The organism is Nocardioides marmorisolisilvae (assembly GCF_003725775.1).
Taxonomy (GTDB): domain Bacteria; phylum Actinomycetota; class Actinomycetes; order Propionibacteriales; family Nocardioidaceae; genus Marmoricola; species Marmoricola marmorisolisilvae.
Genome location: NZ_RJSG01000002.1, coordinates 2,045,791 through 2,072,360 on the forward strand (window position 1 = coordinate 2,045,791; position 26,570 = coordinate 2,072,360).

Here is a 26,570-nt window from a genome sequence, read left to right on the forward strand (position 1 = left end):
CGGGGAACCGTTGTACCGAATGTCCTAGTTGTCCAGACCATTCGCACGGCGGATCGCGGACACGATCCCGGCCATCGACTGGGTCAGGCTGAAGTCCTTCGGGGTGAAGACCGCGGCGACGCCGAGCTCGATCAGCTTCTTGCCGTCCGAGTCCGGGATGATGCCGCCGACGATCACCGGGATGTCCCCCACGCCCTTGGCCTTCATCAGGTCGAGCACGTCGGGAACCAGCTCCATGTGCGAGCCGGACAGGATCGAGAGACCCACGCAGTGCACGTCCTCGGCGATGGCCGCGGACACGATCTGCTCCGGGGTCAGCCGGATGCCCTGGTAGATGACCTCGAAGCCGGCGTCGCGGGCGCGCACGGCGACCTGCTCGGCGCCGTTGGAGTGGCCGTCCAGACCAGGCTTGCCGACCAGCAGCCGCAGGCGGCCGCCCAGGGCGTCGCCGGTCTCCTTGACCTGCTCGCGGACCGCGGTGAGCTCGGCGCCGGCCTCGGCCACGCCGACGGCACCGGAGACGCCCGTCGGCGCCCGGAACTCGCCGAAGACCTCGCGCAGGACGCCGGCCCACTCACCGGTGGTCGCACCGGCGCGGGCGGCGTTCAGGGTCGCGCCCATCAGGTTGGTCTCGGTCTTGGCGTCAGCAGCGAGCTGCGCCAGAGCCTCGGCGACCGCGGACTCGTCGCGCTCGCCCTTCCAGGCGTTCAGCGAGTCGATCGCGGTCCGCTCGGCCTCGGGGTCGGCGGTCTGGATCGCGGAGTCGAGGTCCGCGGTCAGCGGCGACTCGGCGGTGGTCTCGAACTTGTTCACGCCGACGACGATGTCCTCGCCGTTCTCGATCCGGGCCCGGCGGATGGCGTGGCTGGAGACCAGCTCCTGCTTCATGTAGCCGGACTCGACCGCGGCGACCGCGCCGCCCATCGCCTGGACCCGGTCCATCTCGGCGCGGGCGTCGGCCACCAGCTGGGCGACCTTGGCCTCGATGACGTGGCTGCCGTCGAAGATGTCGTCGTACTCGAGCAGGTCGGACTCGAAGGCGAGCACCTGCTGGAGGCGCAGCGACCACTGCTGGTCCCACGGGCGCGGCAGGCCGAGAGCCTCGTTCCAGGCCGGCAGCTGCACGGCCCGGGCGCGGGCGTTCTTGGACAGCGTCACGCCGAGCATCTCCAGCACGATGCGCTGGACGTTGTTCTCGGGCTGCGCCTCGGTCAGGCCGAGGGAGTTCACTTGGACGCCGTAGCGGAACCGGCGCATCTTCTCGTCCTTGACGCCGTAGCGCTCGGAGGTGATCTCGTCCCACAGCTGCACGAAGGCCCGCATCTTGCAGGTCTCCTCGATGAACCGCACGCCCGCGTTCACGAAGAAGCTGATCCGCCCGACGACCTTCTCGAAGTCGTCCTCGCTGACCTGGCCGGAGTCCTTCACGGCGTCCAGGACGGCGATCGCGGTGCACAGCGCGTAGGCGAGCTCCTGCGTCGGCGTGGCACCGGCCTCCTGCAGGTGGTAGCTGCAGATGTTGATCGGGTTCCACTTGGGGATCTGGTGGACCGTGTAGGCGATCATGTCGCTGATCAGGCGCAGGGAGTGCTGCGGCGGGAAGACGTAGGTCCCGCGGCTCAGGTACTCCTTGATGATGTCGTTCTGGGTGGTGCCGGCCAGCTGGGCGGCGACGTCCGCGGGCGACAGGTCCGGGTTCTGCTCCTCGGCGGTCACCTGGTACATCGCCAGCAGCCACATCGCGGTGGCGTTGATGGTCATCGAGGTGTTCATCTCGGTCAGCGGGATGTCCGCGAACAGCTTCCGCATCTCGCCGAGGTGCTGGATCGGGACACCGACCTTGCCGACCTCACCGCGCGCGAGCGGCGAGTCCGGGTCGTACCCGGTCTGGGTGGGCAGGTCGAACGCCACCGAGAGACCGGTCTGGCCCTTGGCGAGGTTGCCCCGGTACAGCTTGTTGGACTCGGTCGCCGAGCTGTGCCCGGCGTACGTCCGCATCACCCAGGGGCGGTCCTTCTCAACACTCATAACAGACGACTCTAGGTGCCGTTTGCTACTGATGGGTACGCCGAACGGTGAGGCATCTGTCACGTGCCGCGGGCAGCACCGCTCAGGCAGCCGGATCCGGCACGCGGACCACGTCCGCGCCCACGCTGGCGAGCACCTCGGCGAAGTGCGGGTAGCCGCGGTCGATGTGGTGCGACTCCGCCACGGTCGTGACCCCCTGGGCGGCCAGACCGGCCAGCACCAGCGCGGCGCCGGCGCGGATGTCGTGCGCCACCACCGGGGCGCCGGAGAGCAGCGGGATGCCCCGTACGACGGCGTGGTGGCCGTCGGTGTGCAGGTCGGCCCCGAGGCGCGCCAGCTCCTGGGCGAACATGAACCGGGACTCGAACACGTTCTCGGTGATCATCGCGGTGCCCTCGCTCACCGAGGCCAGCGCCATCGCGAACGGCTGCAGATCGGTCGGGAAGCCCGGGAACGGCAGCGTGACCACGTCGAAGGAGCGGAGCCGCTTGCCGACCTCGACGGTGAAGCCGTCCGCGTCGGTGCTGACCTCGGCACCGGAGTCGATCAGCTTGTCCAGGACCAGGTCGAGGTGGCTGGCCACTCCCCCGTGCACGGTCACCCGCCCGCCGGCGATCGCCGGGGCGAAGGCCCAGGTGCCCGCCACGATGCGGTCGGCGACGGTGGTGTGCTCGACCGGCTCGAGCCGGTCGACGCCCTCGATGGTGAGCGTGGAGGAGCCGATCCCGTCGATCCGGGCGCCCATCTGCACCAGCATCTGGCACAGGTCGACGATCTCGGGCTCCCGTGCGGAGTTGTCCAGCACGCTGGTGCCCTTGGCCAGCACGGCGGCCATCAGCAGGTTCTCGGTGGCGCCGACCGACGGGAAGTCCAGCCACAGCTGCGAGCCGGTCAGCCCGTCGGGAACCTCGGCCACGACCTGACCGTGCTCGACGCGCACCAGGGCGCCGAGCTCGCGCAGACCCGCCATGTGCATGTCCAGGCCGCGCGAGCCGATCGCGTCACCGCCGGGCAGCGCGACGCTGGCGCGGTGGCAGCGCGCCACCAGCGGCCCGAGCACGGCGATCGAGGCACGCAGCCGGCGGACCAGCTCGTACGGCGCCTCCCAGGCGAGAACCTCCGGAACCGTGATCACGATGGTCCCGCTGGAGAGCGCCCCCACGGGGTGCACGATCTCGACCTCGCAGCCCAGCCGGCGCAGCAGCTGGCCCATCACGGTGACGTCCAGGATGTCCGGGACGTTGTGGATGGTGCTGGTCCCGGGCGCGAGCAGCGCCGCGGCCATCAGCTTCAGCGCGGAGTTCTTCGCGCCGCCCACGTGGACGGTGCCGTCGAGAGGGTTCACGTGCGGTCCTGCCGAGGTGACCTGGAAGCTCTCCACGAGCCGAGCCTATTACGCTCATCCCATGGTCAACCTCACCCGCATCTACACGCGCACCGGCGACGCCGGGGAGACCCGCCTGGGCGACATGAGCGTGACCACCAAGACCGACCCCCGGCTCCAGGCGTACGCCGCGGTCGACGAGGCCAACGCGTTCATCGGCGTGGCCCTGTCCACCGGCGAGCTGCCCACCGACGTCGTCGCGGTGCTCACCCACGTGCAGAACGACCTCTTCGACGTCGGGGCTGACCTGTGCACCCCGGTCGTCGAGAACCCCGAGTACCCGCCGCTGCGCATCGAGCAGGACTACATCGACCGACTCGAGGGCTGGTGCGACTCCTACAACGAGCACCTGCCGGCGCTGCGCTCCTTCATCCTCAACGGCGGGACCCCGGCCGCGGCGCACCTGCACGTGGCGCGCACGGTGATCCGCCGCGCGGAGCGGGAGGCCTGGGCCGCGTGGAGCGAGTACGAGCCGGTGATGAACAAGCTGGCCCTGACCTACCTGAACCGGCTCTCCGACCTCGTCTTCATCCTGGCGCGGTACGCGAACCGGGAGCAGGGCGACGTGCTCTGGGTGCCCGGCGGCGAGAGGTAGTTCCTACCGTGCGGGCGGCTGGTCCCAGTCGGTGCCCGGCGGAGCGGCCTCCAGCCAGGCGGAGAACCCGGTGAGAGCCGAGACGCTCATCGCCAGCTGGACCGGACCGGAGCCGGTGCGGCACTCGACGATCCGGTGGCCGCTGTAGAGCGCGAAGGACTCCGGCTCGGTCGGCTCCCGCGACCCGGTGATCTCCAGGTCGACGCGCGCCCAGCAGCGCCGCGGACGCGGCCACGGCGAGAAGATCCGGAACCACTGCAGCTGGTCACCGTGGTAGCGACCGAGCCCGAGAACCCAACCGCGCCCGGCCACTTGTGACCGGACGCGGACTGAGAGCTCGAACGTTCCTCCGTTGCGGGCGAGGACCCGACGACGTACGACGAGAAGCAGGCCGTAGCCCACGACGACGAGCAGCAGGACACCGGCTGAGTCGAGCAGCCACTGCCATACCGCCATGTACGTCAGTTACCTTCTTCGGCGATCTTCGCGTCGAGCAGGCGCTTGGCCTCGTCGAAGTTGCTCTCGTAGGAGATCTCGACACGCTCGCAGAGCAGGCGCACCTCGTTGTTGGCGACCGAGATGAAGCCTCCGTCGGTCGCCGCGACCCAGTGGCCGTCGTTCTCGGTGCGCACGTCGATCTGACCGGCGGCGAGCACGGAGAGGACCGGCGTGTGGTTGGCCATCACGCCGATCTCGCCGTCCACCGTGCTGGCGTTCACGACGGTCGCCTCGCCGGACCAGACCTCACGGTCGGCCGCGACGAGGGAGACCTTCATCGTGTTCGCCATGTCAGAGGCTCTTCTGGATCTCGGCCCACTTGCGCTCGACGTCGTCCAGACCGCCGCACATGAAGAAGGCCTGCTCCGCCACGTGGTCGTACTCACCGTCGGCGATCTTGTTGAACGCCTCGATGGTCTCGACGACCGGAACCGTCGAACCCTCGATGCCGGTGAACTGCTTGGCCACGTAGGTGTTCTGCGAGAGGAACCGCTGGATACGACGCGCGCGGGACACGATGATCTTGTCCTCTTCGGAGAGCTCGTCGACACCGAGGATCGCGATGATGTCCTGGAGCTCCTTGTTGCGCTGCAGGATCTGCTTGATGCGGATCGCGCAGTCGTAGTGGGCCTGACCGATGTACTGCGGGTCGAGGATCCGCGAGGTCGAGGTCAGCGGGTCCACGGCCGGGTAGATACCCAGCGATGCGATCTCGCGGGAGAGCTCGGTCGTCGCGTCGAGGTGCGCGAACGTCGTGGCCGGCGCCGGGTCGGTGTAGTCGTCGGCGGGCACGTAGATCGCCTGCAGCGAGGTGATCGAGTGACCACGCGTCGAGGTGATCCGCTCTTGGAGCACACCCATCTCGTCGGCGAGGTTCGGCTGGTAACCCACGGCGCTCGGCATGCGGCCGAGCAGGGTGGACACCTCGGAACCGGCCTGGGTGAACCGGAAGATGTTGTCGATGAACAGCAGCACGTCCTGCTTCTGCACGTCGCGGAAGTACTCCGCCATGGTCAGCGCGGAGAGCGCGACCCGCAGACGCGTGCCCGGCGGCTCGTCCATCTGGCCGAAGACCAGGGCGACCTTGTCGAACACCCCGGCTTCCTGCATCTCGACGATGAGGTCGTTGCCCTCACGGGTGCGCTCGCCGACGCCGGCGAACACGGACACACCGTCGTGGTCCTTCGCCACGCGGGCGATCATCTCCTGGATCAGCACGGTCTTGCCGACACCGGCACCACCGAACAGACCGATCTTGCCGCCCTGCACGTACGGGGTCAGCAGGTCGATGACCTTGATGCCCGTCTCGAACATGGTGGTCTTCGACTCGAGCTGGTCGAAGGCCGGCGCCTTGCGGTGGATGCCCCAGCGCTCGTCGACCTTCAGCGGCTCCTGGCCCTCGAGGATCAGGTTGTCGCCGAGGGTGTTGAACACCCGGCCGAGGGTGGCGTCGCCGACGGGCACCGAGATCGGGCCGCCGGTGTCGGACACCGCGGCGCCGCGTACCAGGCCGTCGGTCGGCTGCAGCGAGATCGCGCGGACCATGCCGTCGCCGATGTGCTGGGCGACCTCGAGGGAGAGGACCTTGGTCTCACCGCCGAGCGTGATCTCGCTCTCCAGCTTGTTGTAGATGCCCGGCATCGAGTCCGAGGCGAACTCGATGTCGACGACCGGGCCGATGACCCGGGCGATGCGGCCGACGTTGCCGGCGGTCGACGCGGTGGTTTCGGTAACAGTGGCAGTCATGTCTCTCTCACTCACTCCCGGCGGTGGCATCGGCGAGCGCGTTCACGCCTCCGACGATCTCGCTGATTTCCTGGGTAATACCGGCCTGGCGGGCCTGGTTGGCGATTCGGGTGAACTTCTTGATCAGTTCTTCGGCGTTGTCCGTCGCGGACTTCATCGCCTTCTGACGGGCGGCGAGCTCGGAGGCCGAGGCCTGCAGCAGCGCCAGGAAGACCCGGCTGTCGACGTACTTCGGCAGCAGCGCGTCCAGCACCGCCTCCGGGCTCGGCTCGAACTCGTAGAGCGGCAGCACCTCGTCGGCGGCGGGCTTCTCCTCGCCCTCGACGACCTCCAGCGGGAGCAGGCGCACGGTGTGCGGCTCCTGCACCAGCATCGAGCGGAACTGGGTGTAGACCAGGTGCACCTCGTCCACACCGCCCTCGGCGTTCTCGTCGAGCCCCGCCACGAACGCCTCGATCAGCGTCTCGCCGATCTCGCGGGCGTTCTCGTACTGCGGCTGGTCGGAGAACCCGGTCCAGGCCGCGGCGACGGGACGCTGGCGGAACTTGAAGTACGCCTCGCCCTTGCGACCGGAGATGTAGGTCGTGACGGTCTTGCCCTCAGCGCGCAGCCGCTCGTTGAGCCGCTCCGCCTCCTTGAGCACGCTCGAGGAGTAGGCACCGGCGAGTCCTCGGTCGCTGGTCACGACCAGCACCGCGGCCCGCTTCGCGTTCTCGGGCTCGGTGGTCAACGGGTGGTCGACGTTCGAGTACGTCGCCACGGCGGAGACCGCACGCGAGAGCTCTCGCGCGTACGGTGCCGCCTGCTTGGCCCGCTGCTGCGCCTTGATGATGCGGGACGCAGCAATGAGCTCCATGGCACGCGTGATCTTCTTCATCGACTCCGTCGACTTGATCCGCGCGCGGTACTCACGCAGCGATACGGCCATGTTGTGATCAGCCCCGCTTCTGCTTGACGATCTGCTCCTGCTCGAGCTCCTCGTCGGTGGTCGCCTCGACCGCAGCCTCGGTGCCGGCGTGGATGCCGCCGCCCTCGGAGGTCTCGAACTGGCCCAGGAACTCGTCGTACGCCTTGGTCAGCGCGGCCTCGGTGTCGTCGCTGAAGTCCAGCGACTCACGGATGCCGTTCAGGATGCCGGCGTGCGAGCGACGCACGTAGTCGATGAACTCGCGCTCGAAGCGGAGCACGTCCTCGACCGGAACCTTGTCGAGGCGGCCGGTCGTACCGGTCCACAGCGACACGGTCATCTCGTCGACCGGGTACGGCGAGTACTGCGGCTGCTTGAGCAGGGCCATCAGGCGGCCACCGCGGTCCAGCTGCTGGCGCGACGCGGCGTCGAGGTCGGAGGCGAACATCGCGAACGCCTCCATGGCGCGGAACTGCGCCAGGTCGACCTTGAGCGAACCGGTGACCTTCTTCATGGCCTTGGTCATCGCCGCACCACCCACGCGGGAGACGGAGATACCCACGTCGATCGCCGGGCGCTGGTTGGCCGCGAAGAGGTCGGACTGCAGGAAGATCTGGCCGTCGGTGATCGAGATGACGTTGGTCGGGATGAACGCCGAGACGTCGTTGGCCTTGGTCTCGATGATCGGCAGACCGGTCATCGAGCCCGCGCCCAGGTCGTCGGACAGCTTCGCGCAGCGCTCGAGGAGACGGCTGTGCAGGTAGAAGACGTCGCCCGGGTACGCCTCGCGACCCGGCGGGCGGCGCAGCAGCAGCGACACGGCGCGGTAGGCCTCGGCCTGCTTGGTCAGGTCGTCGAAGATGATCAGGACGTGCTTGCCGTCGTACATCCACTGCTGACCGATGGCCGAGCCGGTGTACGGCGCCAGGTACTTGAAGCCCGCGCTGTCGGAGGCCGGGGCCGCGACGATCGTGGTGTACTCCAGCGCGCCGGCGGCCTCGAGGGCGCCACGCACGGAGGCGATGGTCGAACCCTTCTGACCGATGGCGACGTAGATGCAGCGGACCTGCTTGGTCGGGTCGCCCGACTCCCAGTTCTGCTTCTGGTTGATGATCGTGTCGATCGCGATGGTGGTCTTGCCGGTGGCGCGGTCACCGATGATCAGCTGGCGCTGGCCGCGGCCGATCGGGGTCATCGCGTCGATGGCCTTGATGCCGGTCGCGAGCGGCTCGTGCACCGACTTGCGCTGGGTCACGGTGGGCGCCTGGAGCTCGAGCGCACGACGCGCGTCCGAGGCGATCTCGCCCAGGCCGTCGATCGGGCTGCCCAGCGGGTCGACGACGCGGCCGAGGAAGTTGTCGCCCACCGGCACGGAGAGGATCTCCCCGGTACGGCGGACCGGCTGGCCCTCCTCGATCTTGTCGAAGTCACCGAGGATGACGACACCGATCTCGCGGGTGTCGAGGTTCAGCGCGATACCGAGGGTGCCGTCCTCGAACTCCAGCAGCTCGTTGGCCATCGCCGACGGGAGACCGGTGACGCGGGCGATGCCGTCAGCGGCCTCGGCGACCGTGCCGACCTCTTCCTTGCTCGCCGCCTCCGGCTTGTAGTCGGCGACGTACTTCGCCAGGGCGTCGCGAATCTCTTCGGGACGAATCGAAAGGTCCGTCATTTGAGTTTCCTTCTCTCTTGCTGCTGTCTGTGAAATCCGTGGGCGACGGGCGCCGGCGCTAGCCGGCGACCTGCCTGCGTGCGTCGTCAACCCGCGCGGAGATGCTGCCGTCGACCACGAAGTCGCCGATCTCCACGTGGATGCCGCCGACCACCGAGGGGTCGACGACGGTGTTCAGGTGCACCGGGCGTGCGTTCTCCTTGCCCAGCGCAGCGGCGAGCCGGGTGCTCTGCTCCGCGGTCAGCGCGGACGCGACCCGGACCGTGGCGACCAGGCGCTGACGGGCACCGGCCGCGGTGCGGCTGTACTCCTCGAGCGCCTTGGTGACCGTGCCGTGGGTGCCGGTGACGGCCTCCCGGGCGAGCCGGACGGTGGCACTGGCGGCCTTGCCGTCCAGGAGCGCTGCGACCAGGCCCTGCTTGTCGGCCACCGAGCGTGCCGGGTCCGAGAGCGCGGACCGCAGGTCCGGGTTCTCGACCACCGCGCGACCGAACGCGAACAGCTCGTCCTCGAGGCGGTCACCCTCGCCGGCGCTGTCCGCGCCCTTGACGATGGCCGTCACGCCGAGCTTCTCCAGCGCCTCGGGCAGGTCCCGGCTGGATCCCCAGCGGGACCCGGCGGCACCGGCGACCAGGTCGAGGACCTTGCCGTCCAGGTGCGAGCCGAAGACCGACCGGGCCAGGCCGGACTTGGCCTCGGACTCGGTCGAGGGATCCGTCACCGCGCGGCGCAGGGCGACCTGGTCGCGCAGCACCGCAGCCGCGGCGAGCAGGCCGTCGCCGAGGGCGGCGCCGTCGGCACCACCGCCGATGACGGCGCTCAGCTCGTCGTTCATCCGAGCGACGGATGCTCCGGAGGAACCCAGCATCAGCTGACCCCGGCGCCCGCGTCGAGCTCGTCGAGGAAGCGCTCGACGACGCGGCTCTGGCGAGCCTGGTCCTCCAGCGACTCACCGACGATGCGGCTGGCGAGCTCGGTCGCCATCGAGCCGACCTCGTTGCGCAGCGAGGTGACGGCCGCCTGGCGGTCGGCCTCGATCTGCGTGTGGGCGTGCTCGACGATGCGCGCAGCCTCGGCCTGGGCCTGCTCGCGCATCTCCGACACGATCGCAGCACCCTGCTCGCGGGCCTCCTCGCGGATGCGGGCGGCCTCCTGCCGGGCGTCGGCGATCTGCGCCTTGAACTCGTCCTCGGCCGAGTGGGCCTTGGCCTTGGCCTCGTCGAGGTCCGCGAACTGCTGGCGGATCGCGTCCTGCCGGGCCGTCATCGCCTTGTTGATCGGCGGGATGATGTACCGGGCGATGATCGCGAACATGACCACGAACGCGATCAGCTCGACGATGAAGGTCCCGTTGGGTACCAGGAAGTTGCTCTCGAGCGGTGTCATCTACTCACATCCTGTCGCTCTGCGGACGGTACAGAAGGTCACTTGCCGCCGAGCACGAAGACGAACAGCGCCATGAAGGCCAGGTTGATGAAGAACATCGCCTCGACCAGACCGACGGTCAGGAAGAAGATGGTCTGCAGGCGGCCCTGGGCCTCCGGCTGACGGGCGACGCCCTCGATGTAGGACGAACCGGCGAGGCCGTCACCGATACCGGCACCGATGGCACCGCCGGCGAGGGCGAGGCCGCCGCCGACGAAGGCGCCCGCGAGGGTGATGGCCTGCTCAGTGGTCTTGACTGCCATGTCTCTCCTTGAGTTACACGTCGATCGCTCGACGTCTTTGTTGTACAGCTGGTACGGCTGAGCGGGTGCTCAGACCGCGAGTTCGGGGGTCTTGCTGTCGTGCTCGTGCGCGTCGTGCTCGTCGTGGTCGTCGCCGTGGCCCGCACCGGCCATCGCGAAGTAGAGAACCGTCAGCAGGGCGAAGATGAACGCCTGCAGACCGCCGATGACCAGGTCGAACATCTTCCAGGCGATGTTCGCGATCGGCATTCCGGCGTACCACGGGATGGCAGCGATCAGCGCCAGCATGATGCCGCCGGCGAAGATGTTGCCGAAGAGTCGGAGCGCCAGGGTGACCGGCTTGACCAGCTCTTCGAGGATGTTCAGGGGCAGCAGCACCGGGTACGGCTGCACGAAGTGGCTGAAGTAGCCCTTCACGCCCTTGGTGCGGATCCCGTAGACCCAGACGCTGCCGACGGCGAAGATGCCCATCGCGTAGGTCAGGTTGGTGTCCGCGGTCGGGGCGGGCAGCAGGTGCGCGTGCTCGTTGAGCTCGCTCGGGATCAGCTCGAGCCAGTTCGCGACCAGGATGAAGAAGAACAGCGAGATGGCCAGCGGCGCGACGTACGGGTGCACCTTGCCGAGGTTGTCCTCGACCTGCTTGTTGACCTCGCCGACGACGCTCTCCCAGATGAGCTGCAGCTTGGTGGGGACGTGGTCCTCCGTCTTGCGCGTCAGCGCCCGTCGCACCAGGAAGCCGAGCAGCAGCACGATCGCGCCGGCGATGAGCGTGCTGGTCACCGTGTCGAGGTTGACGGTGAGCCCGAACCAGTTCCGCGTCGGGTGCTCACCCGGCGTGATGTGGATCTCGAGGGGCACGAGTGCGGTCACTGGTTCTTCAGCTCCTTCAGAAGCGGGATCGCGGTCATCACCAGGGAGATCAGCCGGAAGATCGCGAGTCCGAGCAACAGCCCGATACCAGCCGGCCAGAAGGCTACTGCGATGCCGATCGCCACGATCGCGAGGACCGTCAGGCGGACGATCGTCGCCCGGGTCATCTGTCCGCGGGTCGGCTCGGCTCCGGAGGTGATGATCCGGAGCAGCCAGTACTCGGTGTGGATGAGGTTGACCAGGCCGAGGAGGACGCCGCCGGCGATGCAGCCCGCGAGGGTCCAGTTGCCGTACTGGCCGAACCAGAGTCCGAAGAGCGCGAGGGCTCCGGCGACCCACAGGGTCTTGCGCTGGTCGCGCAGCACGCGACCGAGCGTCGCGCGCTCAGGGACGTCGGCGGCCGGGGTTGCGGGGGTGGTCGACAGCTCGTCGGTCATCATCACTCGCCTCCTCCGGTGCGCTCAGCCGCGGAGGGCGCTGCGCACGCGCAGCGCGAAAGCCGTGCAGCCGAGGACGATGCCGAGTGCGATCCCGACCAGGACACCGACGGGCGCGGAGTCGAACGCGTCGTCCGCGAGCAGGCCGAGGACCAGGCCCGCGACGACGGCACCGAGGAGAACACCCCCGAGACCGATGAGGTCGCGGCCGCGCAGGCCGTTCGCACTCGCGTCATCGGGCATCCAGTCCGGTCCGTTCCAGGGGTCTTCGGCCACATGTTCGTGGAGGGGGCGCCAACCGGCGCGCAACCGGCGGGGAGCCAGGCCTCAGCAGGCGGCAACTCTCGGAAACTATCACAGCCGCCGGAAGGCCCCACGGGCGCGAAATTCGACCCGGGAACGGGGATTCGCGAGGTGGTCGTCATGGCGGCCTTCTTGGTCGTCGTGGCGGCGGTTGGTGAGTGCTTGTGAAAACTAGCACGAGCGGTTACCCGACAGGAAATTGGGGTCCCCGTTGGGTCAGACGAGGCGCTCGGGAGCCTTCTCCCCGGCCTTCTCCCCGGCCTTCTCCCCGGCCCGCTCGACGGGGCCGGACAGCTGCGGGACGACGAAGGTCAGCAGCAACGTCAGCGCACCGGCGAGGCCGACCGCGATCACGCTGACCGGACCGGTGTAGAGGCTGATCACCACTGCCCCGACACCGATCAGGCCCGACCACATCCACATGATCAGGACGGCCCGGCGCTGGCTGTGCCCGAACTCGAGCAGCCGGTGGTGCAGGTGCTCCTTGTCGGGCTGGTAGAACATCTGGCCGCGCCGGGTGCGGCGGACCACGGCGAGCAGCAGGTCCACGAACGGCACCACCAGGATCGAGACCGGCAGCAGGATCGGCAGCAGGATCGCCAGGGTCGTGGTGATCCCCCCGGTCAGCTGGACCCCGGCGAACTGCCCGGTCAGCGTGAGCGCGGAACCGGAGAGCAGCAGGCCGAGCAGCATCGAGCCGGAGTCCCCCATGAAGATCCGGGCCGGGTAGAAGTTGTGCGGCAGGAAGCCGACGCACGCCCCGGCCACACACGCGCAGAGGAGGGCGCCGGTGATCGCGAGCGTCAGGTTGTTCACGTCGGCGAGCCGGTAGGAGAAGACGAAGAACGCGATGGCGCCGATGCAGACCATCCCGCCGGCCAGCCCGTCCAGTCCGTCGACGAAGTTGATGGCGTTGACGGTCCCGACGATCAGCACGATCGAGATGAGCATCGCCTGGGTCGGGTCCAGGGTGAGCTGGCCGGTCTGGCCGGGCACCCGGATCGAGTAAAGCTGCACCCCGTTGAGCACCAGGTAGCCGGCCGCGACGACCTGACCGCCGAGCTTGGTCAGCGCGTCCAGCTCGAGGATGTCGTCGACCACCCCGACCGCGCAGATGATGGTGCCGCCGATCAGCACCACCCGGGCATCGGTGAACACCTGCGGCTGCGACAGCGAGAGGAACGGCAGGTGGTGGGCCACCAGCAGGCCGGCCCAGAGCCCGCCGAGCATCGCCACCCCGCCGAAGTACGGGATCGGCACCGCGTGCACGTCCCGGTCCCGGACCTGGGCGACCGCGTTGACCCGCATCGCGAGCTCGCGGGCGAACACGCAGAGCAGGTAGCTGACCACCGCCGCCGTCAGGAAGACGAGGAGGTACTCACGCACCTGAGCTCCCTGCGTCCTCCGGCTCGTCAGGGCCGGCGACGGCGACCTCGGCCTCCGCGAGCGCGTCCCGCAGCTCATCGACGCCGATCGCGCCGATCCGCAGGATCCGCGGCTGGGCGCCGGTGCAGTCCACGATCGTCGAGGGCCGGTCGTCGGCGGTCGGCCCGCCGTCGAGGATCACGGTGACGGCGTCGGCGAGCATCTCGGCGGCCTGGTCGGCATCGGTGGCCGCCGGTCGCCCGGTCAGGTTCGCCGAGGACACCGCCAGCGGGCCGGTGCGGGCGAGCAGCTCCAGCGCCGTCTTGTCGGCCGGCATCCGGACCGCGACCGTTCCCCGCGTCTCCCCCAGGTCCCACTGCAGCGAGGTCTGCTGGCGCACCACGACCGTGAGCGGCCCCGGCCAGTACTTGTCGACCAGCACCCGGGCCCAGCTCGGCAGGTCCCGGGCGAGCGCGTCCAGGGTGGCCGGCGAACCGACCAGCACCGGCGGCGGCATCTCCCGGCCGCGGCCCTTGGCGTCGAGCAGCCGGCTCACGGCGGCCGGGTCGAAGGCGTCGGCACCCAGGCCGTACACGGTGTCGGTCGGCAGCACGACCAGCTCACCCGCGCGGATCGCGGTGGTCGCGGCCGTCAGACCGGCCTCGAGCATGGCCTCGTCGGAGACGTGGTAGCGGGTGGACACGTGCGTCATCCTGACAGAGTCCGCGCCAGCCGCGCGGTCAGGTAGCGCGGACGACCTGCCAGGTCCCGGTGATCTCGTACGTCGGCCCAGCGGCCGCTCGCCGAGAAAACTGCTGGGGCCGTCTCGCCCTGGAGGTCGGCGTGCTCGGCGCCCACCACCCCTCCGGGACGCAGCAACCGGGCCGCGACCCGCTCGAGCACCCGCATCGCCTCCAGCCCGTCCTCACCCGAGAACAGCGCGAGCGCCGGGTCGTGGGTCCGGGCCTCCTCGTCGACCCCCTCGAACTCGGTGAGCGGGATGTACGGCGGGTTGCAGACCACCACGTCGACGGTGCCGTCGAGGTCGGTGAAGGCGTCGGCCATGTCGCCCTCGCGAAGCTCCACCCCGGTGCCGGCGAGGTTGCGCTCGGCCCACGCGACGGCACCCGGATCGAGCTCGACCGCATGCACCCGGGCGCCCGGGACCTCGGTCGCCACGCTGAGCGCGATCGCGCCGGAGCCGGTGCACAGGTCCACGACCACGGGCGTCCGGTCGGTCAGGGCCTGCGCCTGCTCGACCGCCCAGCCGGCGAGCAGCTCGGTCTCCGGGCGCGGCGTGAAGACCCCCGGGCCGACCACGATGTCGGCGTACCGGAACCCGGCCGAGCCGAGGATGTGCTGCAGCGGCTCCCGGCCGGCGCGACGCTCGACGAGTGCGGCGTACGCGGCCGAGGCATCCGCGGCGACGTCCCCGACCAGAGGCAGACCGCCCCGCCCGATGCCGAGCACGTGCGCCAGCAGCAGCTCGGCGTCGTTGAGCGGGCTGGGGACGCCGGCGGCCGTCAGGCGCGTCGTCGCGTCCGCGATCAGGTCACCAGGTTTCGACAAGCTCAACGAACCAGCTCTCGTCAGTCGCCGATGGCGGCGAGCCGCTCGGCCATGTCGGCCTGGACGCAGGACTCGATCACCGGCTCCAGCGCTCCGTCGAGCACCTGGTCCAGGTTGTAGGCCTTGTAGCCGGTCCGGTGGTCGGAGATCCGGTTCTCCGGGTAGTTGTAGGTGCGGATCCGCTCGGAGCGGTCCACCGTGCGGACCTGCGAGCGGCGGGCGCTGGATGCTTCAGCATCCGCGGCCTCCTCCGCCGCGGCGAGCAGGCGCGCGCGCAGGATGCGCATCGCCGACTCCTTGTTCTGCAGTTGCGACTTCTCGTTCTGGCAGCTGACCACGATCCCGGTCGGCAGGTGCGTGATCCGCACGGCCGAGTCCGTGGTGTTGACGCTCTGCCCGCCGGGCCCCGAGGACCGGAAGACGTCGATGCGCAGGTCGTTCTCGTTGATGGTCACGTCGACCTGCTCGGCCTCCGGCATCACCAGGACGCCCGCGGCCGAGGTGTGCACCCGCCCCTGCGACTCCGTCACCGGCACGCGCTGGACGCGGTGGACGCCGCCCTCGAACTTCAGCAGCGCGTACGGCGCCTCGCCCGGCGCCGGCGTGCCCTTGGCCTTCACCGCGACCGTGACCGACTTGTAGCCGCCCAGGTCGGACTCGTTCGCATCCAGGACCTCGGTGCTCCAGCCGCGCTGCTCGGCGTACCGGGTGTACATCCGCAGCAGGTCGCCGGCGAACAGGGCCGACTCCTCACCGCCCTCGCCGGACTTCACCTCGAGCAGCGCGTCCTTGCTGTCGCTCGGGTCGCGCGGGACCAGCAGCTGACGCAGGCGCTCGGTGACGACCACCCGGCGGGCGTCCATCTGCGAGGCCTCCTCGAGGAACGCCTCGTCCTCACCCGCGAGCTCGCGGGCAGCCTCGGCGTCGTCCCCGAGCTGCTGCCACTCCCGGTAGGTCCGGACGATGGCCGAGAGCTCGGCGTACCGCTGGTTCAGCTTCCGGGCGCGCGACTGGTCGGAGTGCACCGCGGGGTCTGCGAGCTGCTGCTCGAGCTCCGCGTGCTCCGCGATCAGCGATTCGACTGCTTCGAACACGTGCGATTCCTTCTTCCGGCCCGGAGATACGAGAAACGCCGGTTTCGCACCTCTGGTGCGAAACCGGCGTTCCGGAAAGCTACTTCTTGTCGGCCTTCTTGGCGTAGCGGGCCTCGAAGCGGGCCACGCGGCCGCCGGTGTCGAGGATCTTCTGCTTGCCGGTGTAGAACGGGTGGCAGTTCGAGCACACGTCCGCGTGCAGCGAGCCGCTCTCGGCGGTGCTGCGGGTCGTGAAGCGGTTGCCGCAGGTACAGGTCACCTCGGTGACCACGTACGCCGGGTGGATGTCCTTCTTCATGGTTCCTCTTTCGGTTTAACGGCCGCTGGGTCGTTCGCGGCGCGAACGTGAACCAGAGCCAGCGATAGATTCTGCCACCTGAGAACGCCCCAGGCGAATCGGCTATTCCTATGCCTCTTCACCCAACACAGCGGCGACGCGCAGCGCCAGCTCACGCGGGCTGAACGGCTTCACCACGTAGTCGTCGGCGCCGGCCTCGAAGCCCTGCTCGATGTCGGACTCCTGGGCGCGCGCGGTCAGCATGATGATCGGGACGCCGGTCATGGCCGGTTCCGCCCGCAGCGAGCGCGCCGCCTCCAGGCCGCTCATCCCCGGCATCATCACGTCGAGGATGACCAGGTCCGGCTTGTCGGCGAGGCACGCCTCGACCGCGGCCGCCCCGTCGGCGACCGGGAGCACTTCGTGCCCGGCGTGACGCAGCTTGAAGACCACCAGCTCCCTGATGTCTGCGTCGTCGTCGGCGATCACGATGCGCGCCATTGAGACCCCCTCGAATTCATGCCCGAACCCTTCCCCCAGCCGATCAGCATCCAGCGACGACTGGCGTTCAGCATAACGAGATCAGAGCACGCGTCCGGAACTTCTAGGAATTCTCGCCGTTGCCGTTGCCGTTCCCGTTCGGGGTCGGCGTGGTCTTCTGGACCTGCATCAGGAACTCCAGGTTGTTCTGCGACTTCTTCAGCCGCTCCAGGAGCAGCTCCAGGGCCTGCTGGCCGTCGAGGCCGGAGAGCACCCGGCGCAGCTTCCAGACGATCGCGAGCTCCTCCTCGCTCATCAGCTGCTCCTCGCGGCGGGTGCCGGACTGGACGGCGTCGATGGCCGGGAAGATCCGCTTGTCCGCGAAGTCCCGGCGCAGCCGCAGCTCCATGTTCCCGGTGCCCTTGAACTCCTCGAAGATCACCTCGTCCATCTTCGAGCCGCTCTCGATGAGCGCGGTGGCGAGGATGGTCAGCGAGCCGCCGTCCTCGATGTTGCGGGCGGCTCCGAAGAACTTCTTCGGCGGGTAGAGCGCGGCGGAGTCGACCCCGCCGGACAGGATCCGGCCGCTGGCGGGCGCGGCCAGGTTGTAGGCGCGACCCAGGCGGGTGATGCCGTCGAGGAGCACCACCACGTCGTGGCCGAGCTCGACCAGGCGCTTGGCCCGCTCGATGGCCAGCTCCGCGACGATGGTGTGGTCGGCGGCCGGCCGGTCGAAGGTCGAGCTGATCACCTCACCGTTGACCGAGCGCTCGAAGTCGGTGACCTCCTCGGGGCGCTCGTCGACGAGCACGACCATCAGGTGGCACTCGGGGTTGTTCGTGGTGATCGAGTTCGCGATGGACTGCATGATCATCGTCTTGCCGGCCTTCGCCGGGGACACGATCAGGCCGCGCTGACCCTTGCCGATCGGCGCGGCGATGTCGATCACGCGGCCGATCATGTTGGTCGAGGTGGTCTCCATCCGCAGGCGCTCGGACGGGTAGAGCGGGGTGAGCTTGCTGAACTCGATCCGGGTGCGGGCCGCCTCCGGGTCTCCGCCGTTGACGGAGTCCAGCTTCACCAGCGGGTTGAACTTCTCCTTGCGGTCGCCCTCGCGCGGCTGGCGCACCTGGCCGGTGACCGCATCACCGCGACGCAGGCCGTACTTGCGCACGGTCGAGAGCGAGACGTAGACGTCGTCCGGGCCGGGCAGGTAGCCGCTGGTGCGGACGAAGGCGTAGTTGTCGAGCACGTCCAGGATGCCCGCGCACGGCGCCAGCACGTCGTCCTCGAGGATCTGCAGGTCCGGCTCGTTGCGGTGGCTGCGGCCGCCGCCCTGGTTCTGCTGGTTGCCCTGCCCGCCGCCGCCCTGCTGCTGGGTCGCACGGTCCCGACCACGACGGCGCCGGTTGCGACGGCTGCCGCCCTCCTCGCCGTCGGCGTTCTGGTTCTGCTGACCCTGCTGGTTCTGCTGACCCTGCTGGTTCTGTCCGCCCTGGTTCTGGCCGCCCTGGTTGTTGCGACCGCCCTGGTTCTGGTTGCGCGAGTCCGCGTCAGCCTTCGGCTCGGCCTCGCCCTGGGGCTCGGACTTCTCTGCCTGCTCGGTCTTCGGCTGGGTCTTCGGCTCGGACCTCTCGGCCTTGTCGGCCTTCTCGCGCTTGGGCGCGCCTCCACCCTGGCCACCACCTTGGCCACCACCTTGGGCGGCCTTGATCGCCGCGACCAGGTCGGCCTTCTTCATGCCGGTGGCCTTGATGCCCAGCCCGCCCGCCACCTGCTTGAGCTCAGGAAGCAGCATGCTGTTGAGCCCGCCCTTGGACTTGCCGGCGGTCTCGGTGGTTTCCGTCATCAGGAGAGTTCCTTCGCAGAGTTGCGGTTGAGAGCTGCATGCATGCAGACGCGAGAGGTCCGCAGATCAGGAGAGTTGCGTCAGGGTGTTCTCACTGGACGCGCTGTCACAGTAGCACCGCGTCAGCCCGCAGGTGCGACAACCCGGACACCCGCGTGGTCGACCGCCAGGGCGTGGCAGGTCCACCCGTCCGGGCACCGGCCGGAGAGGTCCGCGCCGTCAGCGACCAGCACGAGGACCGTCGGCCCCGCGCCCGAGATGAAGGCGGCCAGCCCGTCGGCGCGCAGTTCGTTGACCAGCGCGAACGACTCCGGCATGGCGCTGCTGCGGTAGCTCTGGTGCAGGAAGTCCTCAGTGCCGCGCAGCAGCTGGTCCGGGGCTCCGGCAAGCGCCGCGACCAGCATCGCGGCCCTGCCGGTGTTGGCGGCGGCGACGGCGTGCGGCACCTGCTCGGGCAGCAGACCGCGGGCCGCCTCGGTGGACACGCCGGTCGGCGGCACGAAGGCCACCGCGCTGATCGACCGGGCGATCGGAGCCGAGATCGCCCAGACCTCAGCGGGCTGCCCGTCAGCGACCTCCTGACCCGCGACCACGAACCCGCCGACGACGGCTGGGGCGACGTTGTCGGGGTGGCCCTCGATCTGGTTGGCGAGGAAGAGCAGGGAGTCGTCGTCGAAGCGCTCGCCGCCGACCACCAGCGCGCGGGCCAGCGCCAGCCCGCCGACGATCGCCGCCGAGCTGGAGCCCAGACCACGGCTCTGCGGGATCCGGTTCTCGAAGCGCAGTCGCAGGCCCGGGGCCTCGACGCCGAGGACCTGGAAGGCGGCCTTCATCGCGCGCACGACCAGGTGCCGGTCGTCCCGCGGCAGGGAGGTCTCGCCTTCTCCGACCACCTCGACCTCGAGGCCGCCGTCGGTCACCTCGCCGGTCAGCAGGTCGTGGAGGTCGAGCGCCAGGCCGAGGCAGTCGAAGCCGGGGCCGAGGTTGGCGCTGGTGGCCGGGACCTGGATGGTCACCGGCACGTCGAGGAACTCGGCCATCAGTCGAGCCCTGCGGCCCTCGCCGCCGCGCTGACGTCCGCGTCCACCACGGTGTCGACCAGGTCGGTGAAGCCGGACAGCGCGGTGTCGATGTCCTTGAGGCCGTGCCCGGTGACCGTGACGACCACGGTCTTGCCATGCAGGTCTGCGCCCTCGTCGTGCTCGATCAGGATGCCGGCGACCCCGGCGGCCGAGGCCGGCTCGACGAAGACGCCGTCACGGGCGGCGAGCTCGCGCTGGGCGGCGAGGATCTGCTCGTCGGTCGCCTTGCGGAACATGCCGCCGGACTCCTCGGCTGCGGCCATCGCGAGGTCCCACGAGGCCGGGTTGCCGATCCGGATCGCCGAGGCGACCGTCTCCGGATCCGGAACGGGAGCGCCCAGCACGAGCGGGGCGGCACCGGACGCCTGCCACCCACGCATGACCGGGGTGCTCGCGGCGTCCCCCGACTCCACGTACTCCTTGTAGCCCTTCCAGTACGCCGAGATGTTGCCGGCGTTGCCGGTCGGCAGCACGTGCACGTCCGGGGCGGCGCCGAGGAAGTCGACGATCTCGAAGGAGGCGGTCTTCTGGCCCTCCAGGCGCATCGGGTTGACCGAGTTCACCAGCGCGACCGGGAAGTCCTCGGCCAGCGCCCGGGAGATGCGCAGGCAGTCGTCGAAGTTGCCGCGGACCATGATCACCTGGGCACCGTGCAGGATCGCCTGGGCGAGCTTGCCGGCCGCGATCTTGCCCTGCGGCACCAGTACCAGCGGCTTGATGCCGGCCTTGGCGGCGTACGCGGCCATCGAGGCCGAGGTGTTGCCGGTGGAGGCGCACACGACAGCCTTGGCGCCCTCGCCGACGGCGACGGACAGCGCGACGGTCATGCCGCGGTCCTTGAAGGATCCGGTCGGGTTGTTGCCCTCGACCTTGAGCCAGACCTCGGCTCCGGTCAGGCCCGAGAGCCAGTCCGAGTGCACCATCGGCGTCCCGCCCTCACCCAGGGTGATGGTCGGGGTGTTCGCCGGGATGTCGAGACGGTCGCGGTACTCCTCGATCACGCCACGCCACTGGTGGGTCACTCGCTGGCTCCTTCTACGCGCATGACGCTGGACACGTCACGGACGAACGCCATCCGGCGGATCGACTCCACGGTGGCGGACAGGTCGGCGTCGCTCGCGGCGTGCGAGACGACCACGAGCTGGGCGTCGTCGCCCCGACCCTCCTGGCGGACGGTCTGGATCGACACGTCGTGCTCGGCGAACGCCTGGGCGACCGCGGCCAGCACGCCGGCCTTGTCGTCGACGTCGATCTGCACGTGGTAGCGGGTCTCGGTGCTGCCCATCTGCAAGATCGGCAGGTCCGCATAGGCAGACTCCCCCGCACCACGGACATCGCCGAGCCGGTTCCGGCTGACCGTCACCAGATCCCCGAGCACCGCGCTCGCGGTCGGGGCGCCACCGGCGCCCGGGCCGTAGAACATCAGCTGTCCGGCGGCCTCGCTCTCGACGAAGACCGCGTTGTAGGCGCCGCGGACGCTGGCGAGCGGGTGGCTGAGCGGGATCATCGCGGGGTGCACCCGGGCCGAGACCGCGGGACCGTCCGGGCCCTCCACCAGCGAGCAGATCGCCAGCAGCTTCACGACGCTGCCCATCTCGCGGGCCGACGCGACGTCGCTTGCGGTGACCTCGGCGATTCCCTCGCGGTACACGTCCCCGGCAGTGACGCGGGTGTGGAACGCGAGGCTCGCCAGGATCGCGGCCTTGGCGGCGGCGTCGAAGCCTTCGACGTCAGCGGTCGGGTCGGCCTCGGCGTACCCGAGCGCCTGGGCCTCCTCGAGCGCCTCGGTGAACCCGGCGCCGGAGCTGTCCATCTTGTCGAGGATGAAGTTCGTGGTGCCATTGACGATGCCCAGCACGCGGGTGACCTTGTCGCCGGCCAGCGACTCGCGCAGCGGGCGCAGGATCGGAATGGCCCCGGCGACCGCGGCCTCGTAGTAGAGGTCGCGCCGGGCGCTCTCGGCCGCGGCGAACAGCGTCGCGCCGTCCTCAGCCAGCAGCGCCTTGTTGGCGGTGACCACGCTCGCGCCGTGCTCCAGCGCACGCAGGATCAGGGTGCGGGCCGGCTCGATGCCGCCGATGACCTCGACGACCACGTCGACGTCCTCGCGCGCGACGAGCGCCTCGGCGTCGGTGGTGAACAGCTCGGCCGGGAGGTCCGCGTCACGCTCGAGCCCGAGGCGCCGCACCGCGATGCCGACGAGCTCCACCGGGGCCCCGACCCGGGCGGTCAGGTCGTCGGCCTGCTCGGCGAGCAGCCGGGCCACCTGGGTGCCGACGACGCCGCAGCCCAGCAGGGCGACGCGGACTGGCTTGTCTACCTCCATAGCGGGCTCAGTCTCCCATTTGCGATGAGGCGTCGACATCCAGTCTCAGCAGGTCGTCCACGGTTTCTCGTCGTACCGCCACCCGCGAGGCACCGTCCTTCACGACCACGACCGGAGGACGCAGCGCGTGGTTGTAGTTGCTGGCCATCGACCGGCAGTAGGCGCCGGTGCCCGGCACGGCGACCAGGTCCCCGGGAACCAGGTCCCCGGGGAGGAACTCGTCCTTGACCACGATGTCGCCGGCCTCGCAGTGCATGCCGACCACCCGCGAGAGCAGCGCCGGTGCGTCCGAGGAACGGCTGGCGAGCGTCGCGGAGTAGTCCGCGTCGTAGAGAGCGGTGCGGATGTTGTCGCTCATCCCGCCGTCGACCGAGACGTAGGTGCGCACGGCTCCGCCGTCGAGCTCGACCGCCTTCACGGTGCCCACGGAGTAGACGGTGCACATCGCCGGACCGACGATCGCGCGGCCGGGCTCGATGGAGAGCCGCGGGACGGCCAGGTCGCGGGCCTTGCACTCCTCGGTGACGATCTTGGTGAGCTCGATCGCGAGCTGCGACGGATCCGACGGGTCGTCCTGGGTGGTGTAGGCGATGCCGAACCCGCCGCCGAGGTCCATCTCCGGCATGACCACGCCGACCTCGTCGGAGATCTGGGCGTGCAGTGCCAGCACCCGGCGTGCAGCGACCTCGAAACCGGAGGAGTCGAAGATCTGCGATCCGATGTGCGAGTGCAGGCCGAGCAGCTCGAGCCCCTCGATCGCACTGATCTGGCGGGCCGCCTCGAGGGCGTCGCCGCTGCTGATCGAGAAGCCGAACTTCTGGTCCTCGTGCGCCGTGGCGATGTACTCGTGGGTGTGCGCCTCGACGCCGGCGGTCACCCGGATCAGCACCCGCGCAGTCCGTCCGAGCTCGCGCGTCACCGCCGCAAGCCGCTCGATCTCGTGGAACGAGTCCACGATGATCCGACCCACCCCGAGCTCCACGGCTCGCGTGAGCTCGGCGAGCGACTTGTTGTTGCCGTGGAAGCCGATCCGCTCGGCCGGGACGCCGGCGCGCTCGGCCACGGCGAGCTCGCCGCCGGAGCACACGTCGAGGAACAACCCCTCCTCGACGACCCAGCGGGCCACCGTGGTGCACAGGAACGCCTTGCCCGCGTAGTAGACGTCGTAGTCCGCGAAGGCAGCCCGGAAAGCCTGCGCCCGTCCCCGAAAATCAGCCTCGTCCAGCACGTACGCCGGGGAGCCGTGCTCGGCGACCAGGTCGGTCAGCCGCACTCCCCCGACCTCGAGGACGCCGTCCACCTTCAGCGCGGTGCTCGACCACAGCTGCGGGACCAGCGCGTTGACGTCGTCCGGGTCGCGCAGCCACGCGGGACCGCGTGCGGACACGGCGGCATGGGCCCAGCCGGCCTCGTGGGCGCGCACGACTACATCCGCTCCGGCGCGGAGACGCCGAGCAGGTCGAGACCGTTCGCGATCACGGTCTGCGCGGCGACGACGAGCGCCATCCGCGCCTCGTTGACCGGGGCCACGGGCTCGTCGCCCTGCGGCAGCATCCGGCACTCCTTCTCGTCGTACCACCGGTTGAAGACGGCGACGAGGTCCTCCAGGTACCGCGCGATCCGGTGCGGCTCCCGCAGGTCGGCCGCGCTGGCAACCACGCCCGGGTAGTCGGCGAGCGCCCGGAGCAGAGCGCCCTCCTTCTCGTGCGCGAGCAGCGAGGAGTCGAAGTCGGCGGGCAGCGTCATGCCGAGGTCGGCAGCGTTCGCCAGCATCCGGCAGGTCCGCGCGTGCCCGTACTGCACGTAGTAGACCGGGTTGTCGTTCGAGGCCTTGGTGATCTCCTCGATGTCGAGGACCAGCGGCGAGTCCGCCGGGTACCGGGCGAGCGAGTACCGGAGGGCGTCCACACCGATCGCCGTGGAGAGCTCGTCGAGCGCGACGATGTTGCCGGCCCGCTTCGAGAGCCGGAGCTCTTCGCCGCCGGAGAGGATCTTCACCAGCTGGCCGATCATCACGTCAAGCGTCTCGTTCGGATCGTCACCGACGCAGGCCGCCATCGCCCGCAACCGGCCGACGTAGCCGTGGTGGTCCGCGCCGAGCAGGTAGATGCAGTGGTCGAAGCCCCGCTCCCGCTTGCTCAGGTAGTAGGCCGTGTCGGAGGCGAAGTAGGTGAGCTCGCCGTCGGACTTGATCAGCACCCGGTCCTTGTCGTCCCCGAAGTCGGTGGTCCGCATCCACAGCGCGCCGCCGTCCTCGAAGACGTGCCCCTGCTCCTCCAGGTGCCGCAGGGTGTCCGGCACCGAGCCGGACTCGTGCAGCGACAGCTCGGAGAACCAGACGTCGAAGCGGGTGTTGAACGCCGCCAGGGTGTCCTGCTGCTCCTGGAGCTGCACCGCGTAGCCGGCGGATCGAACGGCCGCCCTGCGCTCGTCGGCCGGCAGGTCGAAGATCCCCGGGTGGGCGTCACCGACCGCCTTGGCGATGTCCTGGATGTACTCACCCCGGTAACCGTCCTCCGGGGTCGGCTCGCCCAGCGCGGCGGCGATGATCGAGTCCGCGAAGTGGTTCATCTGCACACCGCGGTCGTTGATGTAGAACTCCCGGGTGACCTCGGCCCCGGCGGCGGTCAGCACCCGGCCGATCGCGTCGCCGAGCACGGCCCACCGGGTGTGCCCCAGGTGCAGCGGCCCGGTCGGGTTGGCCGAGATGAACTCGACGTTGATCTTCTTGCCGGCGAGCAGGTCCAGGTGACCGTAGGTCTGGCCCGCCGCGACGATGTCGGCGGCGACCTGCCCCTGGGCCCCGGCCTCGACGGTGATGTTGAGGAAGCCCGGACCGGCGATGTCGACCGCGGCGATGCCGGCGTCGGCGCTCAGCTGCTCGGCCAGCATCGTGGCGAGCTCCCGCGGGTTGGTCCCGGCCTTCTTCGCCAGCTGGAGCGCGACGTTGGTTGCGTAGTCCCCATGCTCCTTGCTCCGCGGCCGCTCGACCGTGACCGTCGCCGGGACCCCGTCGGGCAGGGTCAGGCGCCCCGCCTCGACCAGCGAGGTGAGGGCGGCGACGATCGTGGAGGAGAGCTGCTCGGGATTCACCTGCCAAGCGTATCGGCGGGTACCGGTTTCCTTCGAAGGAGATATGCCCGGTAGTCTTCGACATCGCGCTGGGGCCGAGGCTGACGCGCAAGGCCTCCGTAGCTCAGGGGATAGAGCACCGGTTTCCGGTACCGGGTGTCGCAGGTTCGAATCCTGCCGGAGGCGCCCCACGAACCACCCCAGGTGGAACGAGGCTCTGCTGATTGCCGGTACCGGGTGTCGCAGGTTCGAATCCTGCCGGAGGCGCACAGATTTCGCAGTCATGCTGCACGTTCCTCGTGCGCTGACATTGCTCAGGTCACCAGCCTGAATCTGATCGAGCCGTCGGGTGCACGGGTGTGTCGGTAGCGGTGGTCGTGGATGCGCTGGTGGTGGAAGTGGCACAACGGGACCGCGTTGGCCAGGTCGGTGCGTCCGCCGAGTGCCCAGGAGTGCAGGTGGTGCAGCTCGCACCAAGCGAACGGTCGGTCGCAGCCATCGGCCGCGCAGGTGCTGTGGCGTAGCCCGAGAGCGATGCGTTGGGCTTCGGTGAACAGCCGCGAGCCGCGCCCCAGGTCCAGCGGTAGCGATTTCCCGCCCAGAACGGCGGGGATGAGGTGAGCGTTGCAGGCCAGGCGTCGCACCTCGCCGGCGCTCAGGATCTCGCCGGTGTCGAGCCCGACCGCCTTCAAGGCTCCCCGCAGGATCTCCTCGGAGACCGTGACGACCAGGGTCGCCGCGCTCCTGGGGTGCAGGTGATCGGTCGGGAGGTGCTCGATCAGCTCCACCAGCGCCTCACCACGGGCCCGGTCAAAGTCGGTCCGCGCCTCCCGCTCGCCGACCTGGGCTTGCGATGCGCCCAGGCGTCCACGGCGGGGCGCGGTGATGGTCTCGATGATCTTCTTCAACAACGACCCCTGGGCCGAGGGGACGGTGAAGTGCCCGGTCACGGTCCCGTCGCCGTTGTCGTGCATCGTCAGCCGGGTCTTGGCCCGGGCGCGGTCCTCCTCGGAGACCACGAGCTCGTTCTCGTGCGCATCCACGGCGGCGACGTCGTTCTCCACCGCCTCCAGGGCGCGCCGAGCCGCTCGACGCAGGGCGGTGGGCGAAAGGGTCTCGGCCTTCGCGAGCAGGTCTGCCTCGACCCGATCACGCTGCACCGCCGTCACCTGACGGGGCAGGTTGCGGTCGGCCTGCACGATCACCGCTGCGTGCTCGGTCGAAATGCTCCCGCGGCCCAACGCCTCCCGAGCGGCTCCCCGGCGTTCGAGCCCCTGGGCCAGCCCGACCTGACGCTGCGCCACCACCGGATCGGTGCGGGTGATCCT

At 69.7% G+C, this 26,570-nt stretch carries 27 protein-coding genes and 1 tRNA gene; 2 read left to right on the top strand and 26 right to left on the bottom strand.

Going from position 1 to position 26,570, the window contains the following annotated elements; genetic code table 11:
* Nucleotides 1-24: 24 nt before the first annotated feature.
* Entirely contained in the window at nt 25-2,028 is a 2,004-nt protein-coding gene (locus tag EFL95_RS13920; protein WP_123234515.1) for a protein meaA, read from the bottom strand.
* Nucleotides 2,029-2,110: 82 nt separating this feature from the next.
* Nucleotides 2,111-3,409 carry a UDP-N-acetylglucosamine 1-carboxyvinyltransferase gene (gene murA, locus EFL95_RS13925; protein ID WP_246004951.1) on the bottom strand — a complete coding sequence of 433 codons (1,299 nt, stop codon included), beginning with the start codon at nt 3,407-3,409 and terminating at the stop codon, nt 2,111-2,113.
* Between the two features lie 25 nt (nt 3,410-3,434).
* Between murA and EFL95_RS13930 the strand changes: the two genes are divergently transcribed.
* On the top strand, nt 3,435-4,007 hold the full coding sequence (locus tag EFL95_RS13930) for a cob(I)yrinic acid a,c-diamide adenosyltransferase (protein WP_123234516.1): 573 nt from the start codon (nt 3,435-3,437) through the stop codon (nt 4,005-4,007).
* A gap of 3 nt (nt 4,008-4,010) precedes the next feature.
* Here EFL95_RS13930 and EFL95_RS13935 read toward each other — a convergent pair whose 3' ends face one another.
* The 23 genes from EFL95_RS13935 to argS all read right to left on the bottom strand — a co-directional run bounded on the left by EFL95_RS13935 (nt 4,011) and on the right by argS (nt 25,263).
* Nucleotides 4,011-4,463, bottom strand: coding sequence for a DUF2550 domain-containing protein (locus EFL95_RS13935; protein ID WP_123234517.1), 453 nt, complete (start codon nt 4,461-4,463; stop codon nt 4,011-4,013).
* Between the two features lie 5 nt (nt 4,464-4,468).
* On the bottom strand, nt 4,469-4,795 hold the full coding sequence (locus tag EFL95_RS13940) for a F0F1 ATP synthase subunit epsilon (RefSeq protein WP_123234518.1): 327 nt from the start codon (nt 4,793-4,795) through the stop codon (nt 4,469-4,471).
* A 1-nt stretch (nt 4,796) separates the two neighbouring features.
* A complete protein-coding gene (gene atpD / locus EFL95_RS13945; protein WP_123234519.1) occupies nt 4,797-6,251 on the bottom strand; it encodes a F0F1 ATP synthase subunit beta in 1,455 nt (484 codons plus the stop codon).
* Nucleotides 6,252-6,258: 7 nt separating this feature from the next.
* Entirely contained in the window at nt 6,259-7,179 is a 921-nt protein-coding gene (locus tag EFL95_RS13950; protein WP_123234520.1) for a F0F1 ATP synthase subunit gamma, read from the bottom strand.
* Nucleotides 7,180-7,186: 7 nt separating this feature from the next.
* Complete coding sequence (gene atpA, locus EFL95_RS13955; RefSeq protein ID WP_123234521.1) at nt 7,187-8,830, bottom strand: F0F1 ATP synthase subunit alpha; 1,644 nt, start codon at nt 8,828-8,830, stop codon at nt 7,187-7,189.
* 58 nt (nt 8,831-8,888) lie between these two features.
* Nucleotides 8,889-9,698, bottom strand: coding sequence for a F0F1 ATP synthase subunit delta (locus tag EFL95_RS13960; RefSeq protein WP_123234522.1), 810 nt, complete (start codon nt 9,696-9,698; stop codon nt 8,889-8,891).
* Nucleotides 9,698-10,216 (bottom strand): F0F1 ATP synthase subunit B, encoded by a 519-nt coding sequence (locus tag EFL95_RS13965; RefSeq protein WP_123234523.1) that lies wholly within the window; start codon nt 10,214-10,216, stop codon nt 9,698-9,700. The genes EFL95_RS13960 and EFL95_RS13965 overlap by 1 nt, the downstream gene beginning before the upstream one ends.
* A 38-nt stretch (nt 10,217-10,254) precedes the next feature.
* A complete protein-coding gene (locus EFL95_RS13970; protein ID WP_123234524.1) occupies nt 10,255-10,518 on the bottom strand; it encodes a F0F1 ATP synthase subunit C in 264 nt (87 codons plus the stop codon).
* A gap of 69 nt (nt 10,519-10,587) precedes the next feature.
* Nucleotides 10,588-11,388: a F0F1 ATP synthase subunit A gene (atpB, locus tag EFL95_RS13975; RefSeq protein WP_123234525.1), complete on the bottom strand. Its 801-nt coding sequence runs from the start codon at nt 11,386-11,388 to the stop codon at nt 10,588-10,590.
* Nucleotides 11,385-11,828: a hypothetical protein gene (locus tag EFL95_RS13980; RefSeq protein WP_123234526.1), complete on the bottom strand. Its 444-nt coding sequence runs from the start codon at nt 11,826-11,828 to the stop codon at nt 11,385-11,387. Before EFL95_RS13980 ends, atpB begins: the two co-directional genes overlap by 4 nt.
* A 21-nt stretch (nt 11,829-11,849) precedes the next feature.
* Nucleotides 11,850-12,068, bottom strand: a complete 219-nt coding sequence (locus EFL95_RS13985; protein ID WP_148045054.1) for a hypothetical protein — start codon at nt 12,066-12,068, stop codon at nt 11,850-11,852.
* Between the two features lie 276 nt (nt 12,069-12,344).
* The gene (locus EFL95_RS13990; RefSeq protein ID WP_123234528.1) at nt 12,345-13,514 is read right to left on the bottom strand and encodes a glycosyltransferase family 4 protein; all 1,170 of its coding nucleotides are present in this window, start codon (nt 13,512-13,514) and stop codon (nt 12,345-12,347) included.
* Entirely contained in the window at nt 13,507-14,196 is a 690-nt protein-coding gene (locus EFL95_RS13995) for an L-threonylcarbamoyladenylate synthase (protein ID WP_123234529.1), read from the bottom strand. The genes EFL95_RS13990 and EFL95_RS13995 overlap by 8 nt, the downstream gene beginning before the upstream one ends.
* 5 nt (nt 14,197-14,201) lie before the next feature.
* Entirely contained in the window at nt 14,202-15,068 is an 867-nt protein-coding gene (gene prmC, locus EFL95_RS14000; RefSeq protein WP_123234530.1) for a peptide chain release factor N(5)-glutamine methyltransferase, read from the bottom strand.
* Between the two features lie 14 nt (nt 15,069-15,082).
* Entirely contained in the window at nt 15,083-16,156 is a 1,074-nt protein-coding gene (gene prfA / locus EFL95_RS14005; RefSeq protein ID WP_123234531.1) for a peptide chain release factor 1, read from the bottom strand.
* A gap of 79 nt (nt 16,157-16,235) precedes the next feature.
* Entirely contained in the window at nt 16,236-16,454 is a 219-nt protein-coding gene (rpmE, locus tag EFL95_RS14010) for a 50S ribosomal protein L31 (RefSeq protein WP_123234532.1), read from the bottom strand.
* A 108-nt stretch (nt 16,455-16,562) separates the two neighbouring features.
* Nucleotides 16,563-16,934, bottom strand: coding sequence for a response regulator transcription factor (locus tag EFL95_RS14015; protein ID WP_123234533.1), 372 nt, complete (start codon nt 16,932-16,934; stop codon nt 16,563-16,565).
* A 103-nt stretch (nt 16,935-17,037) separates the two neighbouring features.
* Nucleotides 17,038-18,762, bottom strand: a complete 1,725-nt coding sequence (gene rho, locus EFL95_RS14020) for a transcription termination factor Rho (protein WP_123234534.1) — start codon at nt 18,760-18,762, stop codon at nt 17,038-17,040.
* Between the two features lie 122 nt (nt 18,763-18,884).
* Nucleotides 18,885-19,802 (bottom strand): homoserine kinase, encoded by a 918-nt coding sequence (gene thrB, locus EFL95_RS14025; protein ID WP_123234535.1) that lies wholly within the window; start codon nt 19,800-19,802, stop codon nt 18,885-18,887.
* A complete protein-coding gene (gene thrC / locus EFL95_RS14030) occupies nt 19,802-20,866 on the bottom strand; it encodes a threonine synthase (protein ID WP_123234536.1) in 1,065 nt (354 codons plus the stop codon). The genes thrB and thrC overlap by 1 nt, the downstream gene beginning before the upstream one ends.
* The gene (locus tag EFL95_RS14035) at nt 20,863-22,170 is read right to left on the bottom strand and encodes a homoserine dehydrogenase (RefSeq protein ID WP_123234537.1); all 1,308 of its coding nucleotides are present in this window, start codon (nt 22,168-22,170) and stop codon (nt 20,863-20,865) included. Before EFL95_RS14035 ends, thrC begins: the two co-directional genes overlap by 4 nt.
* A 7-nt stretch (nt 22,171-22,177) precedes the next feature.
* Nucleotides 22,178-23,593: a diaminopimelate decarboxylase gene (gene lysA, locus EFL95_RS14040; RefSeq protein WP_123234538.1), complete on the bottom strand. Its 1,416-nt coding sequence runs from the start codon at nt 23,591-23,593 to the stop codon at nt 22,178-22,180.
* Nucleotides 23,594-23,595: 2 nt separating this feature from the next.
* Nucleotides 23,596-25,263: an arginine--tRNA ligase gene (gene argS, locus EFL95_RS14045; protein ID WP_123234539.1), complete on the bottom strand. Its 1,668-nt coding sequence runs from the start codon at nt 25,261-25,263 to the stop codon at nt 23,596-23,598.
* 92 nt (nt 25,264-25,355) lie between these two features.
* Here argS and EFL95_RS14050 point away from each other — a divergent pair.
* Nucleotides 25,356-25,428 (top strand) — tRNA-Arg (locus EFL95_RS14050).
* 128 nt (nt 25,429-25,556) lie between these two features.
* On the opposite strand, the gene EFL95_RS14055 is transcribed toward EFL95_RS14050, so the two are convergent.
* The coding region (locus EFL95_RS14055; RefSeq protein ID WP_148045055.1) for an HNH endonuclease signature motif containing protein at nt 25,557-26,570 on the bottom strand (1,014 nt) is incomplete at its 5' end.